Source organism: Elusimicrobiota bacterium (assembly GCA_018816525.1).
GTDB lineage: Bacteria > Elusimicrobiota > Endomicrobiia > CG1-02-37-114 > XYA2-FULL-39-19 > OXYB2-FULL-48-7.
This window is the reverse complement of sequence record JAHIVV010000079.1, coordinates 1-26,524: the sequence shown is the minus strand read 5'-3', so window position 1 is coordinate 26,524 and position 26,524 is coordinate 1. Positions and strand designations below refer to the sequence as shown.

38 protein-coding genes are annotated in these 26,524 nt (G+C 38.9%); all 38 read right to left on the bottom strand.

Annotated features, from left to right (window positions below; translation table 11 throughout):
- Window positions 1-10 precede the first annotated feature (10 nt).
- Complete coding sequence (locus KKH91_07815) at window positions 11-739, bottom strand: ATP-binding cassette domain-containing protein (protein ID MBU0952709.1); 729 nt, start codon at window positions 737-739, stop codon at window positions 11-13.
- Complete coding sequence (locus KKH91_07810) at window positions 736-1,521, bottom strand: ABC transporter permease (protein MBU0952708.1); 786 nt, start codon at window positions 1,519-1,521, stop codon at window positions 736-738. Before KKH91_07810 ends, KKH91_07815 begins: the two co-directional genes overlap by 4 nt.
- Window positions 1,522-1,530: 9 nt before the next feature.
- Window positions 1,531-2,229 carry a zf-HC2 domain-containing protein gene (locus tag KKH91_07805; GenBank protein ID MBU0952707.1) on the bottom strand — a complete coding sequence of 233 codons (699 nt, stop codon included), beginning with the start codon at window positions 2,227-2,229 and terminating at the stop codon, window positions 1,531-1,533.
- A gap of 11 nt (window positions 2,230-2,240) precedes the next feature.
- Window positions 2,241-2,771: an RNA polymerase sigma factor gene (locus KKH91_07800; protein ID MBU0952706.1), complete on the bottom strand. Its 531-nt coding sequence runs from the start codon at window positions 2,769-2,771 to the stop codon at window positions 2,241-2,243.
- 37 nt (window positions 2,772-2,808) lie between these two features.
- On the bottom strand, window positions 2,809-3,885 hold the full coding sequence (gene ychF, locus KKH91_07795) for a redox-regulated ATPase YchF (GenBank protein MBU0952705.1): 1,077 nt from the start codon (window positions 3,883-3,885) through the stop codon (window positions 2,809-2,811).
- On the bottom strand, window positions 3,885-4,991 hold the full coding sequence (proB, locus tag KKH91_07790; protein MBU0952704.1) for a glutamate 5-kinase: 1,107 nt from the start codon (window positions 4,989-4,991) through the stop codon (window positions 3,885-3,887). The genes ychF and proB overlap by 1 nt, the downstream gene beginning before the upstream one ends.
- 9 nt (window positions 4,992-5,000) lie before the next feature.
- Window positions 5,001-6,326 (bottom strand): GTPase ObgE, encoded by a 1,326-nt coding sequence (obgE, locus tag KKH91_07785; GenBank protein ID MBU0952703.1) that lies wholly within the window; start codon window positions 6,324-6,326, stop codon window positions 5,001-5,003.
- Between the two features lie 23 nt (window positions 6,327-6,349).
- Window positions 6,350-6,613, bottom strand: coding sequence for a 50S ribosomal protein L27 (gene rpmA, locus KKH91_07780; protein MBU0952702.1), 264 nt, complete (start codon window positions 6,611-6,613; stop codon window positions 6,350-6,352).
- A gap of 1 nt (window position 6,614) precedes the next feature.
- A complete protein-coding gene (gene rplU / locus KKH91_07775; GenBank protein ID MBU0952701.1) occupies window positions 6,615-6,929 on the bottom strand; it encodes a 50S ribosomal protein L21 in 315 nt (104 codons plus the stop codon).
- A gap of 65 nt (window positions 6,930-6,994) precedes the next feature.
- Window positions 6,995-9,451 carry a TIGR03960 family B12-binding radical SAM protein gene (locus tag KKH91_07770; GenBank protein MBU0952700.1) on the bottom strand — a complete coding sequence of 819 codons (2,457 nt, stop codon included), beginning with the start codon at window positions 9,449-9,451 and terminating at the stop codon, window positions 6,995-6,997.
- Window positions 9,452-9,465: 14 nt separating this feature from the next.
- A complete protein-coding gene (gene rodA / locus KKH91_07765) occupies window positions 9,466-10,788 on the bottom strand; it encodes a rod shape-determining protein RodA (protein ID MBU0952699.1) in 1,323 nt (440 codons plus the stop codon).
- 3 nt (window positions 10,789-10,791) lie between these two features.
- Window positions 10,792-12,585 (bottom strand): penicillin-binding protein 2, encoded by a 1,794-nt coding sequence (mrdA, locus tag KKH91_07760; protein ID MBU0952698.1) that lies wholly within the window; start codon window positions 12,583-12,585, stop codon window positions 10,792-10,794.
- The gene (gene mreD, locus KKH91_07755; GenBank protein ID MBU0952697.1) at window positions 12,558-13,064 is read right to left on the bottom strand and encodes a rod shape-determining protein MreD; all 507 of its coding nucleotides are present in this window, start codon (window positions 13,062-13,064) and stop codon (window positions 12,558-12,560) included. Before mreD ends, mrdA begins: the two co-directional genes overlap by 28 nt.
- A complete protein-coding gene (gene mreC / locus KKH91_07750; protein MBU0952696.1) occupies window positions 13,061-13,864 on the bottom strand; it encodes a rod shape-determining protein MreC in 804 nt (267 codons plus the stop codon). Before mreC ends, mreD begins: the two co-directional genes overlap by 4 nt.
- Window positions 13,861-14,892, bottom strand: coding sequence for a rod shape-determining protein (locus KKH91_07745; protein MBU0952695.1), 1,032 nt, complete (start codon window positions 14,890-14,892; stop codon window positions 13,861-13,863). Before KKH91_07745 ends, mreC begins: the two co-directional genes overlap by 4 nt.
- Window positions 14,893-14,904: 12 nt before the next feature.
- The gene (rplQ, locus tag KKH91_07740; GenBank protein MBU0952694.1) at window positions 14,905-15,231 is read right to left on the bottom strand and encodes a 50S ribosomal protein L17; all 327 of its coding nucleotides are present in this window, start codon (window positions 15,229-15,231) and stop codon (window positions 14,905-14,907) included.
- Window position 15,232: 1 nt separating this feature from the next.
- Window positions 15,233-16,204 carry a DNA-directed RNA polymerase subunit alpha gene (locus KKH91_07735; GenBank protein MBU0952693.1) on the bottom strand — a complete coding sequence of 324 codons (972 nt, stop codon included), beginning with the start codon at window positions 16,202-16,204 and terminating at the stop codon, window positions 15,233-15,235.
- Window positions 16,205-16,265: 61 nt separating this feature from the next.
- Complete coding sequence (gene rpsD / locus KKH91_07730; GenBank protein MBU0952692.1) at window positions 16,266-16,886, bottom strand: 30S ribosomal protein S4; 621 nt, start codon at window positions 16,884-16,886, stop codon at window positions 16,266-16,268.
- 83 nt (window positions 16,887-16,969) lie between these two features.
- The gene (gene rpsK / locus KKH91_07725) at window positions 16,970-17,350 is read right to left on the bottom strand and encodes a 30S ribosomal protein S11 (GenBank protein MBU0952691.1); all 381 of its coding nucleotides are present in this window, start codon (window positions 17,348-17,350) and stop codon (window positions 16,970-16,972) included.
- A 7-nt stretch (window positions 17,351-17,357) separates the two neighbouring features.
- A complete protein-coding gene (gene rpsM / locus KKH91_07720; GenBank protein ID MBU0952690.1) occupies window positions 17,358-17,762 on the bottom strand; it encodes a 30S ribosomal protein S13 in 405 nt (134 codons plus the stop codon).
- A 10-nt stretch (window positions 17,763-17,772) separates the two neighbouring features.
- A complete protein-coding gene (gene rpmJ, locus KKH91_07715; protein ID MBU0952689.1) occupies window positions 17,773-17,886 on the bottom strand; it encodes a 50S ribosomal protein L36 in 114 nt (37 codons plus the stop codon).
- On the bottom strand, window positions 17,883-18,101 hold the full coding sequence (gene infA, locus KKH91_07710) for a translation initiation factor IF-1 (protein ID MBU0952688.1): 219 nt from the start codon (window positions 18,099-18,101) through the stop codon (window positions 17,883-17,885). Before infA ends, rpmJ begins: the two co-directional genes overlap by 4 nt.
- Before the next feature lie 8 nt (window positions 18,102-18,109).
- On the bottom strand, window positions 18,110-18,874 hold the full coding sequence (map, locus tag KKH91_07705) for a type I methionyl aminopeptidase (protein ID MBU0952687.1): 765 nt from the start codon (window positions 18,872-18,874) through the stop codon (window positions 18,110-18,112).
- Complete coding sequence (locus KKH91_07700; protein ID MBU0952686.1) at window positions 18,875-19,525, bottom strand: adenylate kinase; 651 nt, start codon at window positions 19,523-19,525, stop codon at window positions 18,875-18,877.
- Window positions 19,525-20,853, bottom strand: coding sequence for a preprotein translocase subunit SecY (secY, locus tag KKH91_07695; protein MBU0952685.1), 1,329 nt, complete (start codon window positions 20,851-20,853; stop codon window positions 19,525-19,527). Before secY ends, KKH91_07700 begins: the two co-directional genes overlap by 1 nt.
- Window positions 20,854-21,324: a 50S ribosomal protein L15 gene (rplO, locus tag KKH91_07690; protein MBU0952684.1), complete on the bottom strand. Its 471-nt coding sequence runs from the start codon at window positions 21,322-21,324 to the stop codon at window positions 20,854-20,856.
- The gene (gene rpsE / locus KKH91_07685; GenBank protein MBU0952683.1) at window positions 21,311-21,817 is read right to left on the bottom strand and encodes a 30S ribosomal protein S5; all 507 of its coding nucleotides are present in this window, start codon (window positions 21,815-21,817) and stop codon (window positions 21,311-21,313) included. Before rpsE ends, rplO begins: the two co-directional genes overlap by 14 nt.
- A gap of 23 nt (window positions 21,818-21,840) precedes the next feature.
- Window positions 21,841-22,203: a 50S ribosomal protein L18 gene (gene rplR, locus KKH91_07680; GenBank protein ID MBU0952682.1), complete on the bottom strand. Its 363-nt coding sequence runs from the start codon at window positions 22,201-22,203 to the stop codon at window positions 21,841-21,843.
- Between the two features lie 19 nt (window positions 22,204-22,222).
- On the bottom strand, window positions 22,223-22,807 hold the full coding sequence (gene rplF / locus KKH91_07675) for a 50S ribosomal protein L6 (protein ID MBU0952681.1): 585 nt from the start codon (window positions 22,805-22,807) through the stop codon (window positions 22,223-22,225).
- Between the two features lie 13 nt (window positions 22,808-22,820).
- Window positions 22,821-23,216, bottom strand: a complete 396-nt coding sequence (rpsH, locus tag KKH91_07670; protein ID MBU0952680.1) for a 30S ribosomal protein S8 — start codon at window positions 23,214-23,216, stop codon at window positions 22,821-22,823.
- A 37-nt stretch (window positions 23,217-23,253) separates the two neighbouring features.
- Window positions 23,254-23,439 carry a type Z 30S ribosomal protein S14 gene (locus KKH91_07665; protein MBU0952679.1) on the bottom strand — a complete coding sequence of 62 codons (186 nt, stop codon included), beginning with the start codon at window positions 23,437-23,439 and terminating at the stop codon, window positions 23,254-23,256.
- Window positions 23,440-23,466: 27 nt separating this feature from the next.
- Complete coding sequence (rplE, locus tag KKH91_07660) at window positions 23,467-24,033, bottom strand: 50S ribosomal protein L5 (GenBank protein MBU0952678.1); 567 nt, start codon at window positions 24,031-24,033, stop codon at window positions 23,467-23,469.
- A gap of 24 nt (window positions 24,034-24,057) precedes the next feature.
- The gene (gene rplX, locus KKH91_07655; GenBank protein ID MBU0952677.1) at window positions 24,058-24,369 is read right to left on the bottom strand and encodes a 50S ribosomal protein L24; all 312 of its coding nucleotides are present in this window, start codon (window positions 24,367-24,369) and stop codon (window positions 24,058-24,060) included.
- 10 nt (window positions 24,370-24,379) lie between these two features.
- A complete protein-coding gene (gene rplN, locus KKH91_07650) occupies window positions 24,380-24,748 on the bottom strand; it encodes a 50S ribosomal protein L14 (GenBank protein MBU0952676.1) in 369 nt (122 codons plus the stop codon).
- Window positions 24,745-25,017, bottom strand: a complete 273-nt coding sequence (rpsQ, locus tag KKH91_07645; GenBank protein MBU0952675.1) for a 30S ribosomal protein S17 — start codon at window positions 25,015-25,017, stop codon at window positions 24,745-24,747. Before rpsQ ends, rplN begins: the two co-directional genes overlap by 4 nt.
- 11 nt (window positions 25,018-25,028) lie before the next feature.
- On the bottom strand, window positions 25,029-25,232 hold the full coding sequence (rpmC, locus tag KKH91_07640) for a 50S ribosomal protein L29 (protein ID MBU0952674.1): 204 nt from the start codon (window positions 25,230-25,232) through the stop codon (window positions 25,029-25,031).
- A 60-nt stretch (window positions 25,233-25,292) separates the two neighbouring features.
- Entirely contained in the window at window positions 25,293-25,703 is a 411-nt protein-coding gene (gene rplP, locus KKH91_07635; protein ID MBU0952673.1) for a 50S ribosomal protein L16, read from the bottom strand.
- Between the two features lie 17 nt (window positions 25,704-25,720).
- A complete protein-coding gene (rpsC, locus tag KKH91_07630; protein ID MBU0952672.1) occupies window positions 25,721-26,473 on the bottom strand; it encodes a 30S ribosomal protein S3 in 753 nt (250 codons plus the stop codon).
- Window positions 26,474-26,524 lie beyond the last annotated feature (51 nt).

Below are 26,524 nucleotides of genomic sequence, written 5' to 3'. Positions count from 1 at the left end.
CCGCTTTATTTTAACATTTTTCTTTTTTAAAAAAACCTGCAACTACTTCATTCGCGGGTTTTTTGATCAACTCATTTAGCGGTCCTGACTGGACTATCTTTCCGTTATCAAAAAAACAAACCCTTTGAGCTACCATTAAAACCTCGTCTATATTATGGCATACATGCAGGATTGTCACGCCAGTTTCTTTCTGAATTTTTAAAAATTCCTGACAGCACTTCATTTTGGTTGGCTCGTCCAATGCGCTGACCGGTTCATCAAGCAGAAGCATCCCTGGCTCGATAATCAGAGCGCGCCCTAAAGCAACTTTCTGTTTTTCCCCGCCGCTTAAACCTTTGGGATAATTTTCAAGCAGTTTGGAAATTCCCAGTAAATCCGCCATTCTGCCGACTTTCTCCCTTATCACCTCTTTGTTTATTTTTCTGATTTCAAGCCCGAAGGAAATATTTTGTTTTACTTTCATTTTTGGAAAAAGGGCGTAGTCCTGCGGCACATAACCGATATTTCTTTCCCTGGGCGGAAGGCCGGCCACATCCCTGTCACCAATAAATATTTCACCGCTTTTTAATTTTCTTAAACCGCACAGACAATCAAGAAACAGTGTTTTTCCCGCGCCATTTTTGCCGAGGAGAACCATGTAATCCCCGGAATTCACGGAAAGGTTTATATCTTTTAAACTAAAAGAGCCTATTTCAAAATTCAGCCCTTGTACTTTAAGAAGAATTCTTTTATCATTCATTTAGATTTCTCGTTCCCGAATTTTTTAAATAATACCAAACTCGCCAATGCGATTGTGATCATTAGCAAACTTACTGTCAAAGCCACTTCCAGTCTACCGACTGACACTTCAAGGAAAATCGTTGAAGGAAGAACCTCGGTTTTAAAACGGGTTATCCCGCAGAATACAACAACCGGCCCGAATAATCCGAAAGATACTGCCCAGCCCAGCACTCCTCCCGCTATTATGCCATTTCTCGCATTGGGAATTGTTATTTTAAAAAACGCTCCTGCATCTGAGCATCCCAGGGTTTTCGCTACATCTTCAGCCCTGTAGTCAATGGTATCAAAAGTACTTCTGACTGTTCTTATGACATAAGCGCAGGCAACTATTGTCTGGCATAAAACTATACCTTTTGAAGTATAAACAAAAGCCAGGCCGCTCTTTTCAATAAACCTGCCTACCGGCGTCTGGAAAAATATCAGCAAACTTAAACCTATAACAACATAAGGCAGAAAAACCGGTATATCAACGATTGTATCAACAATTGCTTTCCCGGAAAACTTATACCTTGACAGCGCATAAGCGCATGGAACCCCGAAAACTAAAGCAAAAAATATCGAGATGGTTGAAGAAATAACGCTCAATTTCAAGGCATACATTATTTCCTGCGAATGGAAAACTTCTCTAATAGCCGCCATATTTACATAACTTATATCTGCTATAATAAGCGATAATACGACGATAGGGTAAAAAAACATAAATCCGTAAATGGCTGTGCTAAATAATTTATCTTTTTTCATTTTCGATATTTAACTTTGAAATGTTACAGTTATTACCAAATCGCGCTGTCCCGGGCCGTAAGAGGCAGGATTTTTAAAAATATATTTATATTTATTTTTACTCTCAACTACTTTCCTGCATACCTTAACGTCATCTGAATAAAGAACCGCTTTCACGCCGCCTCTGTTAAATTTGGTAAAAACAACAAACTGCTCGGGAGAAATGGCGGAAGAATTGATATTCAGGTGTTTATCTTTAATGGAAGCATATCCTTTATCCCTGGCTGTTTTCTCTTTTGACAATAAAACTTCATGGCCGGGATACTTTACGCCTATTTTATCCCAGCACCCGCAAACAATCGTTTCACTTGCAAGGCAAATATCCGTTATGTAATTATTCCTGTATTTTTGATGGGGTATTTTTAGAAAAAACACCGCAAGTACCGCTGCTAAAGCAAGGGCCGCAGAAGGAATTGCAAATCTTATATAGCTGGTCTTCTTTTCCGACATCCTTCTTTCAACTTCTTGCTCGATATTTTCCATAATATTGTCCGGCAATTTAACGCCGGGCAAAGAACTCAGCATACTTTTTACTTTTAACAGGCTTTGGTAATCTTCATTACAGGCAGGACAACCCTGCAAATGAATATTGACTTCATTCCTTATAGCTTCATCAAGTTCGTTTGCCAGACACCCGGCTAAATACTTTTGTATTTTTTTGCAATTCATATATTTCCTGCCTATAAATTTGCTTCAAGTAATTTTCTTAATATTTTCCTGGCCCGGTGCAAATCTATCCAAACCTTATTTATCGAGCAATCCATAATTTTGCTGATTTGCCCGCAGGAAATATTTTCAATATCTGAAAGAACCAGGACCATTCGGTATTGAGGTTTGAGTTTGTTTAATGCATCCTGAATATTTTTCCCATTTTCCTTTTTTTCAAGCAAATTTTCGGGCTGTCCAGCCCCGTCCGTAATCGTTTCGCTTAAGGGTATCGTATCCCAAACGGGTGAATCCAAAGAAACAACCCTGATCTTCGGAGATTTTCTTATAAAATCAATATACCTATTGCGAATCATTTTATAAAGAAGGGAATCTATCGGCCCTTCAATATTGTAATTGTTTTTTTTGCAGGCAACTATCAGTTTTACAAATACTTCCTGGGTTAAATCCTGGGCATCCGAATAATTACCGCAGAACCTATAGGCTATATTAAAAACTTTCCCGATATGTGCTTTTACTGTTGCTTCACTTACATTGGCTTTCATATAAATAACGTAAAATTCCTGAAATACTTACACCTTCCTAAAATTTAATATAAACTATATCCCCGTCTTTTACCTGGTAATCCTTCCCTTCTATGCGGGCCAGCCCTTTTTCACGGAGAGCTTTTTCGCTGCCAAGTTCTGCCAGGTCTTTAAAGGAGTAGACCTCTGCGCGCACAAATCTTTTTTCCATATCCGTATGTATCTTACCTGCCGCTGATTTAACATTTGTACCTGCCGGGATTGACCAGGCACGAATTTCCGTGCCAACAACCGTATAAAATTGGATAAGCTTGAGTAAATCATTCGATTTTTTTATAAGAACGTTAATTTTTGATTCAACACCTAATTCCTTGGCAAAATTTTCTCTTTCTTCTTCCGGCAGCTGGCTAAGTTCAGATTCAATCTGCGCGTTTATTTCTACTGAATCGCTGTTTTTAGTGTTTTTAACAAAATCCTTCGCTTTTTTTAATGCTTCAGCTGATGTTTTTTCATTAATATTGAAAACGTAGAGTAGCTGCTTATTGGTCAGAAAATTGTATTCAGAAATGCTTTTTGAATCAATATTGCATTCTTTTAAAGCGGTTTTTACGGTTTTATTTTGGTCCAGGTAGTTTTTTAAAGTTACGAGTATTTCGCCTTTTATCTTTGCTTCTTTATTTCCGGAATTCATCAATCCCGCCAATTTTTCTTTCGCTGAAATTGCCAATTCCAAATCAGAAAGAATCAATTCCGTTTCAATTACGCCTATTTCTTGTTCAGGATCGCACTTTTCTATCGTATTCACGACATTTTCAGCGTCAAAAAGCCGGACCACCTGAATTATTGAGTCAACTCCCCTTATATGAGATAAAAACTTGTTTCCCAGCCCCTCTCCTACACTTGCTCCTTTAACCAGTCCTGCTATATCAACAAATTTCACAGTAGTTGGAGTAAGTTTCTGGGGATTGAACAGCTCGCCAAGTTTTTTGAGTCGCTCATCAGGTAAAGGGACTATGCCTACGTTTGGTTCTATTGTTGTAAAAGGAAAGTTTTCAGCAGGAACATTGAGGCGCGAAAGCGAGTTAAAGAGAGTTGATTTTCCTACATTTGGAAGGCCTATTATGCCTATTTCCATTATAAAACTACCAGATTATCTTTATGAATAACTTCTTCATAGTCGGATTTGCCGAGTATTCTAAATATTTCCGAAGATTTTTTTCCTTTGATTTTTGCCAGGTCCTGCGATGAAAACCAGACCAGCCCCCGGGCAACTTCTTTTCCATCAGTTCCGGTTACGCTTACATTATCGCCCAGGTTAAAATTACCTTCAATTGAAACTACACCCGAAGACAATAAGCTTTTATTGCGTTTAGTTATAGCTTCAGCGGCGCCTGAATCTATTATAATACCGCCTTTAACCTTGGCGCCGAAAGCAATCCATCTCTTGCGCGAATCAATTATTTTGTCATTGGAAAGAAATTTTGTACCGATTACTTTTCCTGAAACTATTTGCTGCAGACAGCCTGCAACGCAGCCATTGGCAATTATTGTTTCAACTCCGCTTTTTGTTGCTATTTTTGCGGCTTTAATTTTTGAAGCCATGCCGCCGCTTGAAAAATCCGACCCCCGGGAAGCCCGGGCATAGCATTCTATTTCATCGGTAATCTTCTTCACTTCATGTATAAAACTGGCGTTCTTGTTTCTGTTAGGGTCTTCCGTGCAAAGCCCGTCAACATCGGTGAGAATGATAAGCATATCTGCCTCTGCTTTTACTGCTACCAGGGCAGACAAAGTATCATTTTCACCGAATTTAATTTCTTCAGCCGAGATCGTATCATTTTCATTAATTACTGGTACTGCTCCCAACTTTAGAAGAGTAAATATGGTATTCCGGGCGTTAATATACCTTTGTCTGTTATCAAAATCTTCCCAGGTCAAAAGCAGCTGCGCTATAGTAATATTATGTTCGTTAAAATGTTCTTCATAGATATTCATTAATAAAGGCTGGCCGATAGCCGCAGCAGCCTGTTTCTCTGGCAGATCAACAGGCCTTTTTTTCAGCTTTAACCTGCTTACACCACAGGCTATAGCGCCCGAGGTAACCAATATGACTTGATTGCCGTCTTCATATATTTTTGCAATATCGCGGACAATCCGTTTCACCTGGGCCGTATCTATTGAGCCATCTTTTTTGGTTAATAGATTTGTGCCTACTTTTACGACGATGCGCTTATTGCTCATATTATTATTTTATAAAATATCTGACTGATATTCAAATTCCCACGCGCCGATTTTAACTAAATCCTTGTCTTTAATTCCCTGTTTTTTCAGAGCTTTATCCACACCCATCTTTTTGAATATATTTACTAACCTGCGGACAGATTCTTCCTGGCCGAAATTTGTCATGCTGACAAACTTCTCAACCTTTTTCCCGGATACGACAAAAACATGCCCGCCGCTTTGTTTTTGAACGGAAAAATCCGGATGGAATGTATATTTTTTTATGCTTTCAGCAACATCACCATCAGTTTCTTTAATAATTTCCGCAGGAAAACTCTTTAATTGCGTTATTATTTCGTCAAGCAGGCCGTTTACGCCTTCACCGCTTACAGCTGATATCGAAAACACATTCTTATTAATGCTTTTATTTTTTTTCTTTTTTATTTCTTCAGTAAGTTTCTTAACCAATATTGCGCGTTCTTTTTTGTCATTGATTAAATCAAGTTTATTCAATGCAACGAGCATGGGTTTATTGATAAGTTTCTTTGAGTACCTGGCAAGTTCTTTATTTATCAAAACCAGGCTTTTCCAGCAAGGTTTGTTTTCGTAACCGTAAGCATCTACAAGATGAACAAGCATCCTGGTGCGTTCAATATGCCTTAAAAAACCTATTCCAAGCCCTTTACCCTGGCTGGCATTTTCGATTAACCCGGGAATATCTGCTACAACGAATGACCTGCCTTTATGCTTGCAAACTCCTAAATTCGGAGATAAGGTTGTGAAAGGATAATCAGCAATCTTAGGCCGGGCAGAGGTGATCCTGCTTAGTAGTGTTGATTTCCCTGCATTAGGGCATCCTATAAACCCTACATCGGCAATCAATTTCAATTCTAACTCTATGGTAAGCTTTTCTCCCGGTTCGCCTTTTTCGGAAATTCGCGGAGCTGTAATCCTGTGAGTTTTAAAACTTGCGTTTCCCCTTCCGCCCCTTCCGCCTTTAGCAACCAGCGCTTTATCGCCGTCATTTACAAGGTCTGCGATGAATTCTTTGCTCGATTCTTCCAATTTAGATACGACCGTGCCGCGGGGGACTTTTATATACATATCTTCCGCGCCTCTGCCGTACTTGTCGCTTCCCTGGCCGTGTTCACCCCTTTCAGCAGTGTAATGGGGCCTGAAAGAAAAATCAAGAAGAGTGGTCATGTCTTTGTCTGCCACAAGATAGACATTCCCTCCCGACCCGCCGTTGCCGCCGTTGGGGCCGCCGAAAGGAATGAATTTTTCCCTGCGAAAACTCAAGCACCCGTCGCCGCCGCGACCTGCTTCAACAAAAATTTTTACTTTATCAATAAACATAATTTAGGCTTACTTAGTAGGAATTAAAGATTTGTTGTTGTAGAGATTGGATAAACGCTGGCCAGTTTTTTTCCACCGCGGGCCCATTCGAACTTCACAACGCCGGCTATTTTTGAAAAGATTGTATGGTCTGATCCTAAACCGGTATTTTTACCCGGAAAGATTTTCGTTCCTCTTTGCCTGACAATTATTTTCCCTGCTGCTACTACCTGGCCTGTTACCGCTTTTGTACCTAATCTTTTGCCGGCTGAATCTCTTCCATTAACCGCGTGTTTTCCTTTTGCCATTTTAATCCACCTGTATTTTCTTTATTTTGAGCCCGGTCAAATATTCTCTATGCCCTCTGGTTTTTTTGTAACCTTTTTTCCTGCGTCTTTTAAAAGCAATAATCCTGGGGCCGCGGGTCTGATCAACAACCTCGGCTATAACCTTTGCATTCTTTATTATTGGATTTCCGAAAACAGATTCATTTTCTTTTTTTACCATCAAAACATTCTCAAGGGTAATTTCCGCGCCAAGTTTGCTGGAAATTTTATCCACCAAAATCTCTTCCCCTTCAGAAACCTTATATTGCCTGCTGCCTATAAGAACCATCGCGTACATGCTCGTCTCCCCTTTATTCCATTAATACTACCTTCCGGTTATCATATCAAATTGTTAATTTGATGTCAAATAAATCTCTCCAGCGTGCCGTCGTTTTTTTCTAAATATATATCCTTCCGGTTTACGCTGATTCCGTTTATTTGTTCCTGATTCAAATTAAAAACATGTTCCATAATTTTCTCGGGTTTTATATTTTTTTTAGGCCCGGCCCTTAAAAATAACCTGAGCGCATTATTGTTCAATTCAAATTTATAAATTAAGGGCCTTGCGTCCAGGGTAATTGTTTTACCCTTTTTAAGTATGTCAATATTGATGCAGCTTTTAGCCATATTTTCCTGAATCAAATTGTTTATTTTGGTGGTATCGCCTATTTCCGGAATTCCTCTTATTTCATATTCAATCAGGTTTACAATAGAATCAATTGAACCCTGGGAAACCAGCATTTGCTTTATTTCGATAAGCATAAAATCTTCAGGCAGCTGGCGCATAATTTTCTCAGCCAGGCTTTTAATTTCTATGCTTTGCCTTAATTCAATATCAACAAATTCAGAACTGCTCTCATAGCCTACGGTTATAGCCGGCCCGAATGACATATTCATTTGGGGGTGAAATCCCTCCGAATAATTTACAGGCAGCTCTGACCTTCTGATGACCTTCCTTACCAATTCTATCTGTTCCAGGTGAGAAAGGTATTTCAGTTTATTTTTTCTTCCAAATCTTAACCTGTAATTTATTCTTTGCCTTTTTATATCGGTATTTTTCCACGGGAACTGCCGGGCGAAATCACCCTGCGGCTCTTTAATAACTGCTTCGGCCGGAACTGTTTCCTCCAAAGGTTTTTTCGCAAGTTCAATGCTTTTTTTATATTCTTTTAGCAGATACTCCCTGTCTCTTCCTGCCGATATATGACTCCAGGGTAATTCATCAGTTTCATTTCTTGGCCCAAGGTAATGACTTTTATCAATTGAGTGCTCAATAAACGAATTTTCCCAAATATCATTTCTAAAATATTCGTGCCAATGGTCAAACCTGGCACCCTTTTCCCAGGCTGATATCAATGCAGACGAAAGTTTACTGTCACCGCGGGCAAATACTCCTTCCAGCCTGGACATATTTATATTATGACCTTTAACACTGGCCTTCAATCTTCTGGTTAACACATTTTTTTTCTCCTGGAGTGAATCGGTATTTTCCATCCCTGCCCACTGAAATGGCGAATGAGGCTTAGGGACAAAAGGAGAGATTGTAATATTGTAATTTATTCTGGGCGTCAGTCTGACCAGTTTATTTACCATATTGATAATTGCCTCTATATCCTCATTTTGTTCCCCGGGCAGGCCTATCATGAAATATAGCTTGACTAATTTCCATCCATATTTGCCGGCTTCGAGCATGGTATTATAAACATCTTCGTCTGAAATTTCCTTGCCGATTACGTTACGCAGTCTTTGTGAACCTGCCTCTATTGCAAAGGTTAGATTTGCCCTTTTGGGATAGATTAGAAATGGAAATAATTTTACCGAACGCGAATTGCATCTCAACGACGGTATGCTCAGAGAAACATTTTCATTGAGGCAGTATTCATTGACTTTTTTTATTAGTTCATCAATTTCCGGGTAACTGCTGACCGAAAGGCTTGATAATGACAATTCATCGTAACCGGTATTTTTTATTCCCTTGTCCAGCAACTGCATTATCTTTTCCTGCGAACGGTCTCTCCAGGGATGATAAATATTTGTTGCCTGGCAAAACCTGCACCCATGCACACAGCCCCTGCTTATTTCTATATTAAGCCTGTCATGGACAGTTTGCATATAAGGCACGATAGGTTTCACCGGATAGAATGACTTTTCGATATTTACAGTTCTCTTTTCAATTTTATAATCAGATAAGGTTTTATGCAGTACCGGCACGTAAACACCGGGTATTTTTGCCAATTCAACAAGAATTTCTGTCTTTGATCTTTGGTCTTTGGCCTTTAGCTCTTTAATTTTGTCTAATATCTCCCCGATTACTTCTTCTCCGTCACCTATAACGAATAAATCAAAAAAGTCGGACATAGGCTCGGGATTATAACATACCGGCCCTCCTGCTATCAATAGCGGAAAATTGCTGTTTCCTCTCTCGATACTTTTGAACGGGATGCCTGCACATTTAAGCATCGTAAGGACATTTGTAAAGCAAAGTTCATATTGTAGAGAAAAACCGACTATGTCAAAATCTTTCAGGGGCTGCTGGGTTTCAATAGAAAAAAGAGGCAGGTTCCTTGAAATAAGCAGTTCTTCTAAATCTTTGTCAGGGCAATAGCATCTTTGCGCCGCGGCGTCCGGCCTGCTGTTTACAATTTGATATAAAATTTCCAACCCTAAATTTGATGCACCCAATTCATAAAGGTCAGGAAAACAGAAGCAGACATTTACATCAGCGTGGTTTTTATGAATAGAATTCCATTCGGAATTAATATACCTTGACGGCCTTTTTATCAATTTTAAAACTTCTTTAATTTCGTGAATTTCATTCATATTTTTGGTGATTTTTAGTAAACAAAACGGCGCAGATAGATTGAAAAAAGAATGCCGATTGCTATAAGGGATGAAACAAGACAGGATCCACCATAAGAAACAAAAAGTAAAGGCAGACCCGTAATAGGCATCAGGCCTACTACCATTCCAATATTAATTATTCCATAAAACCCGAACATCGTAGCTATCCCTGCACTTACAAAAGACCCATACCGGTCCCTGCTTTGGTATGATACATTGACCATCCGCCAGACAAGTATCCCATAAATAATAATTATAAAAAATGAGGAGATAAAACCCATTTCTTCCGAAAGAAGCGAAAATATAAAATCAGTGTGTTGCGCAGGAACAAAACCTAATTGCGCCTGCGTCCCGGAAAACAAACCTTTTCCAAAAAACCTGCCGCTGCCTACTGCAATCTTGGACTGGCTAATATTATAACCTGCGCCCAGCGTATCAACTCCGGGATTAATGAATACAACAAGCCTTTTCCTCTGGTATTCCTTGATACTTTTTCCTACCAGGTACGAAGACCCTGTTCCGGCAAGAGCGATTAAAAAAATACATACAAAATAGAAAAAAGGAATAAATATTTTCCATTTTTTCAAAAACCACCACAAGAAGAAAATAAAAAATCCTATAATGATAAGGAAAACAGCTAATTCCCAATGATAATCGAGTATTCTCATCAAAACAGAAGTTTTACTGATTGAAGGAGCCAATAATGTTTTTAAAAGAGGAAAACTGACGGTTACAAAACCGTAAAAGACAAAAGCGGACAAATGCAAAAACCTCGCGCCGGCATAATACAGCATACCTAAAAATATCGGGAAATAAACCAGGGTTCCTGAAAAATCAGGTTCTAACAATATTAGCCCTACATTTATAAACAACATTACAAAAGGTAAAAAAAGTTTATTTAATTGTTTTATATCCCATGAATGCCTATCAAGGTACCCTGCAAGAGAAACTATAAACAATAATTTAGTCAATTCTGTCGGTTGAAAAGCGAAATATTTGAAATCAATCCAAGCTCTAGACCCTTTAAAAACCGTACCAAAAACCAAAACACTTAAAAGCAGGAAAATTGTAACATAGTAGATGTACTTATAATACAATTTGTAAATACGGTAATCTATGCCGGCAAACAGGAACAAAAAAACAATTCCTATTATAAAAGCAGCTATTTGTTTACTAACATAGGCCCAGGGATTCCCTGTTCTCAGTGTTGCAGAGTAAATAAGGAGTATTCCCAATACAGACAGGAATAGCACAATCGAGACAATCAGCCAATCAATATTCTTTAAACTCTTTAACAAAATGCTTTGCTTTTCCATTGGTTAATTGGCGCTCCGAAGGTCTTTTTCAATGTATCTTTGTTTTAATTTAGCAAATATCCTGCCTGCGATAGGAGCGGCAATTGATCCGCCCTTCCCTCCATGCTCTACTAAAACTGCAACTGCCAATTCAGGTTTTTCCACCGGTGCAAACGCTCCAAACCAGGCATGTGTAGCGCCTCTTGGATTTTCCGCGGTACCTGTTTTACCTGCTATATTCATGCCTTCTACCTGTGCGCCGTACCCGGTCCCTTGAGCGACAACATTTGTTAATGCTTTTATTAAATCATCCCAGACGGCATCTTTAAGTTCCACTTCAGATAGTTTTTCGGTCGTATGCTCAAACGCGACGGAACCGTCGTTCGACATCACTTTTTCCACCAGATAGGGTTTCCAGATTCTTCCCCTATTTGCAACAGTAGAAATCATACTGGCAAGCTGCAGGGGCGTAACTGTTATATACCCCTGCCCGATGGCAATATTTACCGTATCACCCGGTAACCAGCCATATTTAAATTTTTTTGTGCGCCATTCTTCTTTAGGAATAAATCCGCTTTTTTCTGAAGGCATGTCAATACCCAACTTACTGCCTAAATTGAACTTCTCAGCATAATCAATTATGGGCCCAATTCCTTCTTTTAATCCTATGTTATAAAAGTAAACACCGCAGGAATTTTGAACTCCTGAAAAAAACGACATATTTTTGTGGCCTTTCTTTTCCCAACATTTAAAGGTTTTTTTTCCAATCGTAAAATACCCGGGACAAAAATATGTCTCGTCAAGAGTAATAATGTTTTCGTTTAAAGCTGCCGCTGAAGTAATAATTTTAAATACTGACCCGGGGGCATATTCGCCCTGGACAGCCCTGTTAAAAGTCGGCAACTTTTTATCCGTAAAATATTTTAGCCTTTCTTTCGAATTGCCCACAAACAGGTTTGGGTCAAAACCTGGCTGCGAAACTAATATTCTTACTGCACCGTTAGACGGGTCAATTCCAACCACGGCTCCGGCACAGCCGGTCTTTAAAAGTTCATCTTCTGCTACTTTTTGAAGTTCCAGGTCAATGGTCAGATGAATATCTTTGCCGGGGACAGGCTCGATTCTACTAGAAATACCCAACTGCCTGCCGCTTGCATTTGATTCTATAACCCATCCGCCGTCTTCACCGCGTAAGTACTCATCATATTGTTTCTCGAGGCCATTTTTTCCGATTATATCGCCCTGCTTATAACCATAGGACGTCATGCTTTCAAGTTCAGGCTGGCTTACTTCGCCGATATAGCCAATCATATTGCTGAACATTTCATTATAGGGATAAAATCTTCTCATTTCAGTTACAACAGATATATCTTTCAGGTTTATTTTTTGTTCGAGAAGCCTGAACATAGTATTTCTGTCAATATCTTCAGCAAGTGAAACAACCCTGCTATTATTGTATCCTTCTATTATTTTATCTTTTGTTCCCGGCAGGATTCTTTCTATTGTTTTTTCCGTTGTATTCTGGAAAGATCTGTTGTTTTTTTTTGAAAACGGATAAAACAATACGAGGGTGACGGGTTTGTTTTCACAAAGACGTTTTCCATAACGGTCGTATATAATTCCCCTTGGCGCTCTTTCCAAAAATAAATGACTGCTATTTTGCTCTGACACTTTCAAATAGTAATTTCCTCTTATTATTTGAAAATAAAAGAACCTTAATCCAATAAAAGAAAAAATTACTAATATTGTAAAAAATATTCTGTTTAATCTTGCCAGGAATTTTTCCTGGACTATATTAGATTCGCCTTCCCAGACCATTTTTTTATTTTTTTAACCCAAAACTCCAGAATTGTAAATTCAAAAGGCACGATTATGCAACTATAAATAACCGTCCAGAACAAACCTGTAATATTAAGGGCGGTCGAATAAGGAATAAATATCAAAGAAACAAACCTCGCTATTAAAATACAGGCAATCAAAACAATGGAATTAATCAATACCTGTACCTTGATTTTAGATTCGTCCAGCTTGTGGCTGTATTTTCCTACTGAAAATCCTATGAAAGTAAAAAGAAAAGCTCTCAAACCGAATATCTGCAAGCTAAAAATATCGAGAATTAAACCGGCAACGAATCCGTAAAATTCACCAAAAACTACGCCCTCTTTTAAAGAAAAATAGACAACGCTTATTAAAACCAGCTCAGGTACTGTTCCGAATAACGGAAAATACATTGAAAAAATGCTTTGTATAATAAGAGTTGAAACTAATGTAAAAAAAATAAAAAATAAATAAATCATTTTGTCAGCAAATAAACTACCCCTATTTTATTCCAGCTGATCATTGGCTTAATTAATACCTCTTTGTAATATATGTTATCTTGTATAGGTATTTCATATACCTGCCCAACCGGTATTCCCGGTGGGAACACTTTTCCTATGCCGCTGGTTATGATTTTGTCCCCTATCTTGATATCTGAATCAGGCAAGAGGTAATCAAGGACCAAATTAGCCTTTTCCTGTCCTTTTATAAGTGCAGTTTCCTGGGTACGCAGATTTTTTACAGGGACATAGGAAACTGAATCTGTGAGCATTAGCACTTTTGCCGTAGTGTTTTCTACCTGGGCTGTCCGTCCTATAAGGTTTACCTCGTCCTTAAAATAAATTATTACCGGCATATCAGGCTTTATTCCTGAATTTTTGCCTTTATCAATTATTAATGTCCTAAACCAGTTTGACGGGTCTCTGGAAATTACTCTCGCAGCTATAATTTTGTATTCTACTTTACCTGAAAGGCTTAATGAGCTGCAAAGGTTTGCATTTTCTCTTAGAATGGAATCGTACTGCGTTTCAACAAATTTTAATTTGTTAATTTCTTCTTTAAGCCTGCGGTTTTCCTGGTGAATATTCACAAATGAAACGATATTCTCGCCCAGCTCTCTTTGCCTATCAATAATTTTTAAAGCTATCTCCGGAGCTGGTGCCAGTAAATAATTAAAGAAAACCTTTAACGCGTCAACTTTTGAATTTAAATCAAAGAAAATCAGCAAAATGCTAATTCCGAGAAGGAAGGTTAATACAATGGTAGGTTGATGTTTCACTGTATTAGAGTTTTATGCACTCTTTTCAGGTTATCAAGTTCTTCGAGGTATTTACCGGTCCCATAAACAACGCAGGTTAAAGGATCCTTTGCTGTTTTTACAGGCAGTTCTGTTTCTTTGGAAAGAAGTTCGCTCATACCCCGAAGCAGAGCACCGCCTCCTGAAAGTATTATGCCTCTATCTACAAGATCTGCTGAAAGCTCTGCCGGTGTTTCTTCTAGGGTTGATTTAACTAATTCAGTTATGGTCCTCATAGGTTCAGAGAGCGCCTGACGCACTTCTTCGGATGTAACCTTAATCGTTTTTGGCAACCCTGCGACCTGGTCACGCCCCTTAACTTCAATAGAAAGCTCTTCTTCCAGCGGGAACACGGAACCGATTTTTATTTTAACGTTTTCTGCGGTATTTTCCCCTACCAGAAGGTTATATTTTTTACGGAAATACTGAACGATTGCTTCATTCATTTCGTCGCCTGCCACGCCGATAGATTTTGCAATTACCATTCCGCCCAAAGAAAGCACTGCAATTTCTGTTGTACCGCCGCCAATATCTACAATCATATTGCCTTGAGGTTCCTGAACGGGAATTTCAGCTCCAATAGCTGCGGCAAGAGGTTCTTCAATGAGAAAAACTTCCCGGGCTCCCGCCTGAATTGCTGATTCCCTTACGGCGCGCCTTTCAACTTCCGTTATACCTGACGGAACACCTATTACTATTCTCGGGTGAAGCAGGCTTTGCCTGTTATGGACTTTTTTAATGAAATAACGGATCATGGTTTCAGTTACTTCAAAATCGGCAATTACACCATTGCGCAGAGGACGCACGGCAACAATATTCGCGGGAGTTTTGCCAAGCATACGCTTGGCTTCGGTCCCGATGGCTACAATAGTTTTTGTATTTTTTTCGATTGCTACTACGGAAGGCTCTCTTAAAACTATTCCCTGCCCTTTTACATAGACTAGTATACTTGAAGTACCCAGGTCAATACCCATATCATTGGAAAATAGGCTGAACAGGAAATTAAACATAGTTGAAATCTTTTATTGCACTAGTTTTATCACGACTATAGAAGCTGCATCACCTACGCGGTTTCCTAATTTTATTATTCTTAAATAACCGCCTTTGCGGTCTGCATACCTGGGCACGAGCACTTCATTCATTTTTTTCAAAGCCTGCCTGTCATGAATTTCGCTTGCAACTTTCCTGATAGAAGCCAGATTTTTTTGTTTAGCACAGGTAATCAACTTTTCTGCATAAGGCCTTAGAAGCCTGGCTTTTTGAATTGTAGTGTTAATTTTTTCATGCAGAATCAAAGAAGTCGTAAGGCTGCTTAGCAGGGCTTTTTTTCCAGAAGAGGTCGTAAGCATTTTATTTACTCTCCGTAGTCATTCCAAGTTTTAAGTTTTGCTCCGATAATTTTTCTTTTATTTCATCCATAGATCTTTTTCCCATGTTACGAAGGCTTGCTATCTCTTCCTCGTTTTTTTCAACCAGCTCTTTCAAGATTTTTATCTGGGCTGACTTCAGGCAGTTAATAGGCCTGGATGATAAACCAAGTATTTCAACCGGCTGGTTGAGTAATTCCGCCATTTTTTCTTTTTGAATAAATTCAGTATGTGAAACAGGTTTTTCTTCCTCTCTTTTTTCCGGTTTAAGAAAAATATTCAAGCTGTCTCTTAATATTTTAGCGGAATAAGCCAAAACATCTGCCGGAAGGATGCTTCCATCAGTCCAGATTTCTATAATAAGCCTGTCATAATCCGTTCTATGTCCGACACGGGCATTTTCCACTTCGTAGTTCACTTTTATAACCGGCGAAAAAAGAGCATCCACGGGAATAACGTCAACCGAATGGGATGATTTTTTGTTTTGCTCGGCAAAAGCGTAACCCCTGCCCCGGGTTACTTCCATCTCAATTTCGAGCAACCCACCCGGCTCACTAGTAGCAATTTCCTGGTCAGCATTAATGATTTCTATATTCGGGTTCCCCTTTATATCTTTCGCCGTGACAATTTTTTCGCCTTTGACGGTAAGAACAAGCGTTTCAGGCCCTGAAGAATACATTTTGAGCCTTATTTTCTTTAAATTAAGAAGGATCTGCATGACATCTTCTTTGATGTTTTTTATCGTGTCATATTCGTGCCTTACTATGAAGTTGCCTGTCCCGCGAATTTTACAGTTTGTGATGGCAGCCCCTTCCAGGCTCGAAAGGAGTATACGCCTTAACGAATTGCCGATTGTATGCCCATAGCCAGGTTCAAATGGCTCAGCAATAAATTTCCCATATGTATCAACTTGTTTTTCTGTGCTCAATTGCTGAGAAAAAACTAATTCTGTCATTTTTAGGACCCTCCGGTTTGCTCAGGCCCATATGCCTGAGCAATAATTCCAGCTTTATTTTTTATCTTGAATATAATTCTACTATCAAAGTTTCATCGACAGGATAAGAAATGTCCTGGCGGGTGGGCAGAGAAACTACTTCTCCCGAGAAATTTTCCTTATTGACAGTAAGCCATGTCGGCGCTTTGGTATAATTGCCAAACCATCTCTTTAATGCCGCATTCTCCTTCAGTTTATCATTCAATACTATTTTATCGCCTATTCTTACCCTGTAGGCAGGAACTCTCAAATTCCGGTTATTAACTTTAATATTTCCGTGCGAAACCAACTGCCTGGCGCCTATAATTGACTGCGCAAACCCCATCCTTCTCACGACATTATCTAACCTGGTTTCAAGAAGATAGAGCAGATTAGGCCCTGGTGAACCGGCCATTTTTTTAGCTTGTTTATAATAATTGTGAAACTGCGTTTCGTTCAGGAAAGCAGAAAACCTTGTTTTTTGCTTTTCTCTTAATCGTTTTCCATACTCGCTCTGTTTTGAAGGGAAACGTGAAGTTTTTCCTCCTGCTTTTTTTTTGCGTTTGTCAAGAGTACATTTAATATCGCACCTTTCACCTTTTAAAAACAGTTTCTCGTTTACTCTGCGGCATAATTTACATACTGAACCTAAGTAACGACCCATAATCTCCTCTTTTTGACAGTTATAAGTTTTTTGTTAATATTACTCCAAAACCTATCGGTAGTGGTTTTGGAGTTTCGTCCGACTCAAACTCTTCTAGACTTCGGCGGCCTGCATCCATTATGCGGTATAGGCGTTATGTCTTTTATCGTAGAAATGGATAATCCCGCTGCTTGCAGCGCTCTGATGGCAACTTCTCTGCCCGGCCCGGGTCCTTTAACATAAACTGAAGCCTGTTTAACACCCATTTCAACTGCTTTTTTAGCAGCGTTGCCTGCGGCTATCTGAGCGGCATAAGGAGTGCCTTTTTTCGTACCTTTAAAACCGCTTGAACCGGCAGTTTCCCAAATTAAGGTATTGCCTTTTTCGTCAGTAATCGTAACAATCGTGTTATTAAATGAAGAATGGATATAAACCCTGCAAAAAATACCTACAACTCTTTTCTTTAAATTCGTTTTAGTTGCCATTTTCCCCTTATTTTGCCGGAGCTGGTGCAGCTTTAGCCTTAACTGCTTTTACACTGCCTACAGTTTTCCTCTTTCCTCTGCGGGTTCTTGCGTTCGTTTTCGTTCTCTGCCCACGTACAGGTAAATTTCTTCTATGCCTCATTCCCCTGTAACTGCCGATATCAACAAGGCGTTTAATATTTGCTGATATTTCGCGGCGCAGGTCACCTTCGACCTTATAATTTGTTGAGATTTCAGCGCTTATTTTTCCTGCTTCTTCTTCTGTCAAATCTTTAACACGGGTAGTCGGATTAATTTGTACAGTTTCTAAAACCCTGTCAGCCAACACTTTTCCGATACCAAAAATGTATCTAAGAGCAACGTCAACTCTTTTTTCTTTCGGCAAATCTACTCCAGCTATACGAGCTGCCATTAACTCCTCCTTAGCCCTGTCTTTGTTTGTGCCTTACATCTGAACAAATAATTCTTACAATTCTTTTTCTTTTTATGATTTTACATTTTTGACAAATTTTTTTTATCGATGATTTTACTTTCATTTTTTTCTGTACGTAATTCTTCCCCTTGTTAGGTCGTAGGGAGAAAGTTCTACCGTTACCTTATCTCCCGGCAATATTTTGATATAATGCATCCTCATTTTGCCGCATAAATGAGCAAGTATCACATGACCCGATTCTATTTTTACTTTGAACATTGCATTCGGCAATGTTTCGAATACTTCGCCCTCAACCTGTATTTTATCTTCTTTCATAATTTCAATTTTTAATCTAAAATTGGGTTCAACTGCGTAAGGAGTTCAGGACCATTCTCGGTAATTGCAATCATATGCTCGTAATGGGCGCAATATTTCTTGTCAATCATAACAACAGTCCAATTATCCTTTAAAATCTGAATCTCCCAACTGCCCAATGCAATCATGGGTTCAGCTGCTATAACTAAACCCGGCTGAAGCCTGGGGCCGGTGTTATGTTTCCCGAAGTTGGGTACTTCCGGTTTTTCATGAAGCATCCGGCCTATTCCATGCCCTACAAAATCCCTGATTACAGAATAGCCTCTGCTTTCAATATAGTCCTGAACTCCTGCAGAGATATCACCAAGCATATACTCAGGCCGGGCATATTTTAAAACTGCTTCAAAACTTCCGTAAGAAGCCTTCAGTAAATCCTTTATTTCGTTGCTGATATTACCTACGGGCACGGTTTCCGCCACATCTCCGAAAAAACCTTTGTGTTTTATCCCGATGTCAACTTTGACTATATCCCCGTCTTTAATGGATTTTGTCTTTCTGGGTATTCCATGAACGAGTTCTTCGTTCACTGAAACACAAATAGATCCCGGAAACCCTCTATAACCTTTAAAAGCTGGCACAACATGGAAAAGATCAAAATTTCTATCAGCTATTTCTTCCAAATCTTTTGTAGTGACTCCCGGCTTTAATCCCTTTTTTACTTCAGCCAGTATTTCACTGACAATCCTGCCGCATTCTCTCAAAATATCAAGTTCAGCTTTGGTTTTTAATTCTATCAATTAGTTTATTTTATTAAGCGCTCTTTTTATATCTTTAAATATTTTTTCAATTTTTTTATCGGCTTGAATTGTGAATAATTTTTTTTGTTTTTTATAATAATTTACTATTGGACAAGTTTCAACTTTGTATATCTTCAGTCTTCTTTTAACAGTCTGAGGAGTATCATCAATTCTCTGCACAAGTTTGACTTTACAAACATCACAAAGGCTATCTGCTTTAGGGGGCTGCGAAATCATATTATAACCCCTGTTGCATGAAGGGCACAACCACCTGGCAGTAAGCCTTTTTAAACTTTCAGCTGAACTTAAGTTAAGAAATAATACTGCGTCTATTTTTTTACTTTTTTCTTGAAAATACCTGTCTAATATTTTTGCCTGGAATAGATTTCTTGGAAAACCATCAGAGATAAAACCTTTTCTGCAATCAGATTTTTCTACTCTCCTTTTGAACATGTCAATAACTATATCATCAGGAACCAGGGCTCCCTTATTGACAAATTTTCTAATTTCCCTGGATATTTTCGTATTCTTTTTGAGTGTTCCCCTGAATAAATCACCAGTTGATACATGAGGTATTTTATATTCTTTTATAATGTTTGCAGCTTGGGTTCCCTTTCCGGAACCCGGCGCACCTAAAAGGATTATGTTCATTATTTTATATTAAACCATCTGCCTTTAATTCTTCCCTGCTTCATAAATCCTTCATAATGGCGCATGATCATCTGTGACTCTATCTGTCCTATTGTGTCAAGAGAAACGCCTACAACAATTAACAATGCCGTGCCTCCGAAGAAAAATGGTGCATTAAATGCTGATCTTAAAATATCAGGCATAATAGCGATTAAAACAACAAATATCGCACCGCTAAGAGTTATTCGTTCGATTATTCTTTGTATGTGTTTTGCTGTGGCTTCGCCGGGCCTGATCCCCGGTATGAATCCGCCCCATTTTTTCATGTTTTCTGCCATATCCGTAGGATTCATCTGAATAGAGTTGTAAAAATAACAAAAGAAAATTATTAAAAGAGCATAAACTATCTCGTAGAGCCATGAACCTCTCTGCCAGAATTCCATCAATTTTTGTGCCCATGGGTTATTCGACATAAATTGAAGAACTGTAAGGGGCGCTGATAAAACTGAAATAGCGAAAATGACAGCAATAACACCAGCCTGGTCTACTTTCAAAGGAAGAAACGTGCTTGCCCCTCCCAACATTTTTCTACCAACAATTCTCTTCGCATATTGGACCGGTATTTTCCTTTGAGCGGTTTCAACCCATATTACAATACCAATAACTAATAAAACGAAAACAAGCAGAACTATCGCCTTTAAAAGACTCAATTCTTCTATCCTGAACATTCTTATGAAATCTTTGATGGCAGCGGGCAAGCGGTCTACAATGCCAGCGAATATCATCAATGAAATTCCATTGCCTATCCCGAATTGCGTAATTTGTTCACCTAACCACATAACAAGCATAGTTCCAGTCACTAATGTTAAAACAGTGAGTGCATAAAAAGCGAATGTCGGGTTATCTACTATCGTTAAGTCACCTGGTGTTGGCATTTTTGAAATCATCATTGTGAGTCCGAAACCCTGAACCAGTGCAAGTACTACGGTGGCATACCTGGTTATTTGCGTTATTTTTTTCCTGCCATGTTCGCCTTCTTTTGCTAACCGGTCAACCCAGGGTAAAACATGAGCTCCTTGAAGAAGAGACATTATAATCGAGGCATTAATATAGGGCATTATCCCGAGGGAAAATATAGAAAGATTACTCATTGCACCACCAGAAAACATATCCATAAAACCCAATAATGAATTACTATGCGCATCAAACAAAGAACGCAAAGCATCAGGATTAATACCCGATACAGGAACAGCTGCGCCTGCCCGGTAAGCAATGATTATCCCCAAAGTTATCAGGATTTTTCTTTTTAACTCAGGAATTTTAAAAATATCTGTAAAAGATTTTAACATTTAACCAGCTTGTTTTGCGGATATACCGATTTCTTCATAAGTCCCGCCTGCAGCTTTAATTTTTTCTGCGGCAGTCCTGGAAAACTTATGCGCTTTTATTCTGAAGGATTTCTTTATTTCACCGTCACCAAGTATTTTTACGCCAAGGGCCATATTATCTATCAACCCTTTCTCATATAACAACTCCGGTGTAATTTCCGTGCCCGTTTCAAAAATATTTTCAAGCGTATCAACATTTACCAAATAATATTCTATTTTAAATTTCTGATTCGTAAAACCTCTTTTAGGAATACGCCTTAGAAGAGGCATCTGTCCGCCTTCAAACCAGGGAGCTTTTGTCCCGCCTGAACGTGACCTTTGCCCCTTCATCCCGCGGGTAGAACTCGCCCCGTGCCCGCTTGCCCTTCCGTGCCCCAAAATTTTCTTTTTATGCCTCGAGCCTTTTGCCGGCTTTAAGTTATGTAGTTTCATGTTTTTTTAGTATCTGCCTTATCTGGTCTTCAGTTTTTAATCTCATCAACGCGTCCATAGTTGCTTTAGCGACGTTAATCGGGTTTGTCGAGCCCAAACATTTGCTTAAAATGTCCTGTATACCTACTGCTTCCATCATAGCTCTTACGCTTCCGCCTGCAATAACACCGGTTCCGATCGAAGCTGGTTTCAGCAGGACTCTTGATGCACCGCACCTTCCTATTATTTCATGAGGAATGGTGGTATTAACAAGAGATACTTTTGTCATTTGTTTTTTTGCCCTGTTTGTTGCTTTGGAAATAGCTTCGCGGACTTCCTTTGCTTTTCCCAAACCAAGGGAAACATTTCCTCTTTGGTCGCCGACTACTACAATAGCATTGAATGAAAACCTTTTTCCTCCTTTTACGACTTTTGATACTCTGTTTACTGCTATTACTGTTTCTACAAGAGGATTGCCTTCATTACTTACTGATTTTTTTGTTTGTTCAGCCATAGGTCCCTTTCGTTTTTCAGGTATTAAAATTTTAAACCGGCTGTACGGGCAGACTCAGCCAGAGCTTTTATTCTACCGTGGTATTTTCTACCAGATCTGTCAAAAACGATTTTGTTAATATTTTTTTCGAGCAATTTTTTTGCCAGCAATTCACCGACTTTTTTTGCCTGGTCTATTTTTTTAACTTTTTCAAGTTTGCCTTTAAGTTCCAGTGAAGTTGTAGAAGCCATTGCTAAAGTCTTTCCACCGTCGTCATCAATAGCCTGGGCATAAATATGCTTAAGGCTCCTGAAAACAGTTATCCGGGGACAGCCCAAAGTTCCGCTGATTTTATTTCTTATTTTTTGCTTATTCAGTATTAATTTTTCATCTCTTGATATTGTCATAGTTTTTTCCTAAAATTTTTTACTTTTTAGCTCCCCCGCCACCGCCGGCAGCACCTGTACCTACGCCTACAGCTGATTTACCCGCTTTTTTAGCTACATGCTCTCCCACGTATCTTATTCCTGTTCCTTTATAGGGTTCAGGCGGCCTGATCCTTCTTATTCTTGCGGCTGTTTCACCAACAAGCTGTTTTTCATAACCTATAACCGAAACAATGATTCCTTTTGAATCAACGGTAATCTTAATGCCTTCAGGTATTTTAAATTTTACAAGATGGCTGAAACCCAACCTTAAAACAAGTTCCTGGCCGATAATTTGACCGTTGTAACCAACTCCCCTGATTTCAAGATCCTTATTAAACCCTTTGGTAACGCCTGTTATTGCATTTCTCATCAACGACCAAACCAGGCCCTGGGACATACGGTCTATACGTTTATCACTGCTGCGGCTTATAGAAACCTTATTATCTTCAGCTTTTACCTCGATGTTATGTACATACTTTTGCGTTATTTTACCTAAAGGCCCGGTTACTGTAAAAACATGGTCTTTAAGCTCAACTTTGACTTTTTCCGGTATAACTATGGGTTTTTTTGCCAGTCGACTCATATATTTCGCTCCATTACCAAACCGTGCAGATGATTTCCCCGCCTAGGTGTTTTTTTCTTGCGTCCCTGTCGGTCATTAATCCTTTAGACGTAGAAACGATAGAGATTCCTAACCCGCGGTAAATCTTTGGTATTTCGTTCCATTTTCTATAAACTCTTAATCCGGGTTTTGATTTGCGTTTTATTTCAGTAATAGTCCTTTCTTTGTTCTGGCCGTATTCGAAATAAATTCTTAACAACCCCTGTTTATAATTCTCAATTTTTTTGTAGGAGGCAATATACCCTTCTTCTTTGAGAATCTTGCATATTTCCTCCTTAATCTTTGAAGAAGGCGCATCAATTTTTTCAAGATATTTAATTTGAGCGTTGTTTATCATTGCTATCATATCTGCAATCAAATCACTGGACATTTTATTTCCTCTCTAAGTGGCTTTTTACCTTTCTATCTCACCAACTGGATTTAGTAACACCTGGTATCTCGCCTTTATGTGCTAGCCTGCGGAAACAAATTCTGCATAATCCAAAATCACTTAAAAACCCTCTGGGCCTTCCGCAAATCCTGCATATATTACGGAACCTAGTGCTGAATTTTTGCGGTTTACGCATTTTTACCATTGAAGCAATTGTCGCCATAATAAAATCCGTCCATTTCCTTTTTTATTACTTTTTTTCCTGTTTCTTAAAAGGCATTCCTAATAAAATTAACAGGTTCTTTGATTCATCGTCATTTTCTGCAGTTGTAACAAATGTAATATTCATACCTCGGGCTTTGTCGGATTTATCAATTTCAACTTCAGGAAAAATATATTGTTCCTTGAGCCCCAGATTGTAATTTCCCTGCCCGTCAAAACCTTTTAATTCAAGGCCGTGAAAATCCCTGATGCGCGGAATTGAAACAGTTATAAACCTGTCTATAAATTCATACATCTTATCTCCGCGCAATGTAACTCTGGTTCCGACAGGCATTCCTTTACGTAATTTGAAATTAGATATTGATTTTTTCGCCCGTCGAATCTGGGGTTTCTGGCCTGTTATAGTAGCAAGCTCTGCAATCGCCAGATCTACCACCTTTACGTTTTCCCTGGCTTCTGACAGACCTATATTAATGACAATTTTCTCAATCCTGGGTACCTGCAACCGGTTTTTAAAATCATATTTTTCCATCATTCCCGGAATAACTTTTTCTAAATAAAATTTTTTAAGTCTTGGTTCGTGTTTTGAGCTCATATTACATTCCTTTGTCCAACATTATTAAACTATCATTTCACCGCATTTCCTGCAGATTCGAACTTTTTTACCATCCGATAAAAAATCATTTTTTGCCCTGGTCGGTTGGTCGCATTTAGGGCAAACCAGCATCAGGTTTGATATCGCTACCGGCATCTCAACTTCACTTACTCCTCCCGGATCGGTTTGAGAAGGCTTTTTATGCTTTTTTACAATATTAATTTTTGAGACAACCGCTCTATTTTCTTCAGGCATTGTTCTCAAAACTTCGCCTCTTTTGCTTTTATCTTTACCCGCAATTACAACAACTTTATCTTTTTTCTTTAAGAATGCCACGAAATTCCTCCTATACCACTTCCGGAGCCAAAGAAATAATCTTCAAAAAATTCTTTTCTCTTAATTCACGGGCTACCGGCCCGAATATTCTAGTTCCTTTAGGGTCGCCATTTTCATCGATAATAACACATGCATTATCGTCAAATTTGATATAAGAACCGTCTTTTCTTTTGTGCTCTTTGGCAACGCGAGAAACCACGGCTTTAACAACAGTGCTTTTTTTAACATTAGCTGTCGGCAAAGCATCTTTCACAGTGCCTACTATAATATCCCCGATAAAACCATACCTGCGTCCGGTTCCGCCCAAAATCCTGATGCACATTAACTTTTTTGCACCGGTGTTATCCATAACAGTCAACATTGTACGTTCTTGTATCACTTTAAAGATCCCTCACTTTTTGTATTTAAAATCTTTGCGATCCGCCATCTTTTTAGTTTTGAAAGCGGCCTGGTTTCAATTATTTCGACAATATCGCCTTCATGAGTTTCATTTTTTTCATCGTGAGCGTGAAATTTTTTCGGAATTCTCAAGACTTTTTCATACTTGCTATGGCGGACCGTGCGGATTACTTTTACCACCCGGGTTTTGTCCATTTTATCGGACACTACTACTCCTGTAACTGTTTTTCTTGTTGGCTGATTTTCCATGGCTATCCTTTTTATGCTTTATTAAATTTCTGTTTAAGAAGCGTTTTCATGCGCGCTATATCTTTGCGCATTTCTCTTATTTCAAGAGGATTTTTCAAGGGTGCTGATTTGTGCTGGACTTTAATTCTATAATACTTTAACATTTTATTGTCCAGCTGTAAAGTCAACTCAGGTAAAGTCAAATCCTTTAATTCATTCCATTGTTTTGTTTTCATTTCTTCCTTCTTAATTCCGCATGCCACGCGCTTAGAAGCGTATGCGGTATATTCCTCTTGCTATTCTGCTCTGTGAACGTATTTCGTTCTTATGGAAAATTTGTGAGTTACTAAACGGATAGCTTCCCGGGCATCTGCTTCGTTTATTCCTTCAAGTTCAACTATTATTCTGCCGGGCCTTACCACGGCTACCCAATGATCTGGATCGCCTTTGCCTTTTCCCTGCCTGGTTTCAGCAGGCTTTTTTGTGACTGGTTTATCCGGGAATATTCTTAACCAAACCTTTCCGCCCTGTTTTAATGAACGAGCTAAAGATAACCTGCACGCTTCAATCTGCCTGGCAGTTACCCAACCGCCTTCAAGGGCCTTCAAACCGTATTTACCAAAAGCTATTTCAGAACCTCTGGTAGACAAGCCTTTAATTCTTCCTCTTTGTTGTTTTCTGAACTTTACTCGTGATGGCATTAACATCGTTTCTTACCTCAAAATTATTCTGTTTCAGTTCCTTCTACCGGGGCTATCAAGTCGTCAATCGGTTTCTGGTCCGTAAGGCTTTCAATCCTGTCTCTTTCGACCAGCTTTGCTTCTTTTTCTTTAAGAAACTCTTTATCAGTTTTTCTATAAAATTCTTTTTTAAAGATCCAGGCTTTTACGCCGATCTTTCCTTTTTTGATCATTGCTTCGGAGAAACCGTAATCAATATCAGCCCTGAATGTATGTAACGGTATGCGGCCTTCCCTTATCCATTCAGACCTGGCTATTTCTGCTCCGCCTAGCCTGCCGCCAACCATAATTTTAATTCCCAAGGCTCCGGATGACATTGTTTTCTCAATCGCGCGTTTCATCGCACGCCTATAATTAATGTTTTTTTCCAGCTGTAATGCAACTGCTTCCGACACTAATTGCGCGTCTAAAGCCGGCTCTTTTATTTCCATGACGTTAATAAAAGTCTTTTTGCTAGATATTATTTCTAGATCATGCCTTAAATTTTCAATTTCCTGGCCTTTTCGTCCTATAACTATACCAGGCCTGGCCGTATATATGTTAATTCTCAGGTATTTCCCTACACGTTCGATAACAACTTTCGAAATGCCGGCCATTCTAAGCTTATTTTTTATATACTGCCTGATTTTGTAATCCTCTTCTATCAGCGCCGGCTGTTCACGCAAATTAAACCATTTTGACGTCCAGTCTTCGATATAACCTAATCTGTTTGCTTTTGGTGATACTTTTTGTCCCATTTAAATCCGTCCTTTACATTTTATTAAATTTTTTTGTCTGCGACAATTATT

Excerpts from the sequence above, each read along its gene's own strand:
- KKH91_07815 (MBU0952709.1), bottom strand. The coding sequence starts at position 739 with ATGAATGATAAAAGAATTCTTCTTAAAGTACAAGGGCTGAATTTTGAA.
- KKH91_07810 (MBU0952708.1), bottom strand. The coding sequence starts at position 1,521 with ATGAAAAAAGATAAATTATTTAGCACAGCCATTTACGGATTTATGTTT.
- KKH91_07805 (MBU0952707.1), bottom strand. The coding sequence starts at position 2,229 with ATGAATTGCAAAAAAATACAAAAGTATTTAGCCGGGTGTCTGGCAAAC.
- KKH91_07800 (MBU0952706.1), bottom strand. The coding sequence starts at position 2,771 with ATGAAAGCCAATGTAAGTGAAGCAACAGTAAAAGCACATATCGGGAAA.
- ychF (MBU0952705.1), bottom strand. The coding sequence starts at position 3,885 with ATGGAAATAGGCATAATAGGCCTTCCAAATGTAGGAAAATCAACTCTC.
- proB (MBU0952704.1), bottom strand. The coding sequence starts at position 4,991 with ATGAGCAATAAGCGCATCGTCGTAAAAGTAGGCACAAATCTATTAACC.
- obgE (MBU0952703.1), bottom strand. The coding sequence starts at position 6,326 with ATGTTTATTGATAAAGTAAAAATTTTTGTTGAAGCAGGTCGCGGCGGC.
- rpmA (MBU0952702.1), bottom strand. The coding sequence starts at position 6,613 with ATGGCAAAAGGAAAACACGCGGTTAATGGAAGAGATTCAGCCGGCAAA.
- rplU (MBU0952701.1), bottom strand. The coding sequence starts at position 6,929 with ATGTACGCGATGGTTCTTATAGGCAGCAGGCAATATAAGGTTTCTGAA.
- KKH91_07770 (MBU0952700.1), bottom strand. The coding sequence starts at position 9,451 with ATGAATGAAATTCACGAAATTAAAGAAGTTTTAAAATTGATAAAAAGG.
- rodA (MBU0952699.1), bottom strand. The coding sequence starts at position 10,788 with ATGGAAAAGCAAAGCATTTTGTTAAAGAGTTTAAAGAATATTGATTGG.
- mrdA (MBU0952698.1), bottom strand. The coding sequence starts at position 12,585 with ATGGTCTGGGAAGGCGAATCTAATATAGTCCAGGAAAAATTCCTGGCA.
- mreD (MBU0952697.1), bottom strand. The coding sequence starts at position 13,064 with ATGATTTATTTATTTTTTATTTTTTTTACATTAGTTTCAACTCTTATT.
- KKH91_07745 (MBU0952695.1), bottom strand. The coding sequence starts at position 14,892 with ATGTTTAATTTCCTGTTCAGCCTATTTTCCAATGATATGGGTATTGAC.
- rplQ (MBU0952694.1), bottom strand. The coding sequence starts at position 15,231 with ATGCTTACGACCTCTTCTGGAAAAAAAGCCCTGCTAAGCAGCCTTACG.
- KKH91_07735 (MBU0952693.1), bottom strand. The coding sequence starts at position 16,204 with ATGACAGAATTAGTTTTTTCTCAGCAATTGAGCACAGAAAAACAAGTT.
- rpsD (MBU0952692.1), bottom strand. The coding sequence starts at position 16,886 with ATGGGTCGTTACTTAGGTTCAGTATGTAAATTATGCCGCAGAGTAAAC.
- rpsK (MBU0952691.1), bottom strand. The coding sequence starts at position 17,350 with ATGGCAACTAAAACGAATTTAAAGAAAAGAGTTGTAGGTATTTTTTGC.
- rpsM (MBU0952690.1), bottom strand. The coding sequence starts at position 17,762 with ATGGCAGCTCGTATAGCTGGAGTAGATTTGCCGAAAGAAAAAAGAGTT.
- rpmJ (MBU0952689.1), bottom strand. The coding sequence starts at position 17,886 with ATGAAAGTAAAATCATCGATAAAAAAAATTTGTCAAAAATGTAAAATC.
- KKH91_07700 (MBU0952686.1), bottom strand. The coding sequence starts at position 19,525 with ATGAACATAATCCTTTTAGGTGCGCCGGGTTCCGGAAAGGGAACCCAA.
- secY (MBU0952685.1), bottom strand. The coding sequence starts at position 20,853 with ATGTTAAAATCTTTTACAGATATTTTTAAAATTCCTGAGTTAAAAAGA.
- rplO (MBU0952684.1), bottom strand. The coding sequence starts at position 21,324 with ATGAAACTACATAACTTAAAGCCGGCAAAAGGCTCGAGGCATAAAAAG.
- rpsE (MBU0952683.1), bottom strand. The coding sequence starts at position 21,817 with ATGGCTGAACAAACAAAAAAATCAGTAAGTAATGAAGGCAATCCTCTT.
- rplR (MBU0952682.1), bottom strand. The coding sequence starts at position 22,203 with ATGACAATATCAAGAGATGAAAAATTAATACTGAATAAGCAAAAAATA.
- rplF (MBU0952681.1), bottom strand. The coding sequence starts at position 22,807 with ATGAGTCGACTGGCAAAAAAACCCATAGTTATACCGGAAAAAGTCAAA.
- rpsH (MBU0952680.1), bottom strand. The coding sequence starts at position 23,216 with ATGTCCAGTGATTTGATTGCAGATATGATAGCAATGATAAACAACGCT.
- KKH91_07665 (MBU0952679.1), bottom strand. The coding sequence starts at position 23,439 with ATGGCGACAATTGCTTCAATGGTAAAAATGCGTAAACCGCAAAAATTC.
- rplE (MBU0952678.1), bottom strand. The coding sequence starts at position 24,033 with ATGAGCTCAAAACACGAACCAAGACTTAAAAAATTTTATTTAGAAAAA.
- rpsQ (MBU0952675.1), bottom strand. The coding sequence starts at position 25,017 with ATGGAAAATCAGCCAACAAGAAAAACAGTTACAGGAGTAGTAGTGTCC.
- rpmC (MBU0952674.1), bottom strand. The coding sequence starts at position 25,232 with ATGAAAACAAAACAATGGAATGAATTAAAGGATTTGACTTTACCTGAG.
- rplP (MBU0952673.1), bottom strand. The coding sequence starts at position 25,703 with ATGTTAATGCCATCACGAGTAAAGTTCAGAAAACAACAAAGAGGAAGA.
- rpsC (MBU0952672.1), bottom strand. The coding sequence starts at position 26,473 with ATGGGACAAAAAGTATCACCAAAAGCAAACAGATTAGGTTATATCGAA.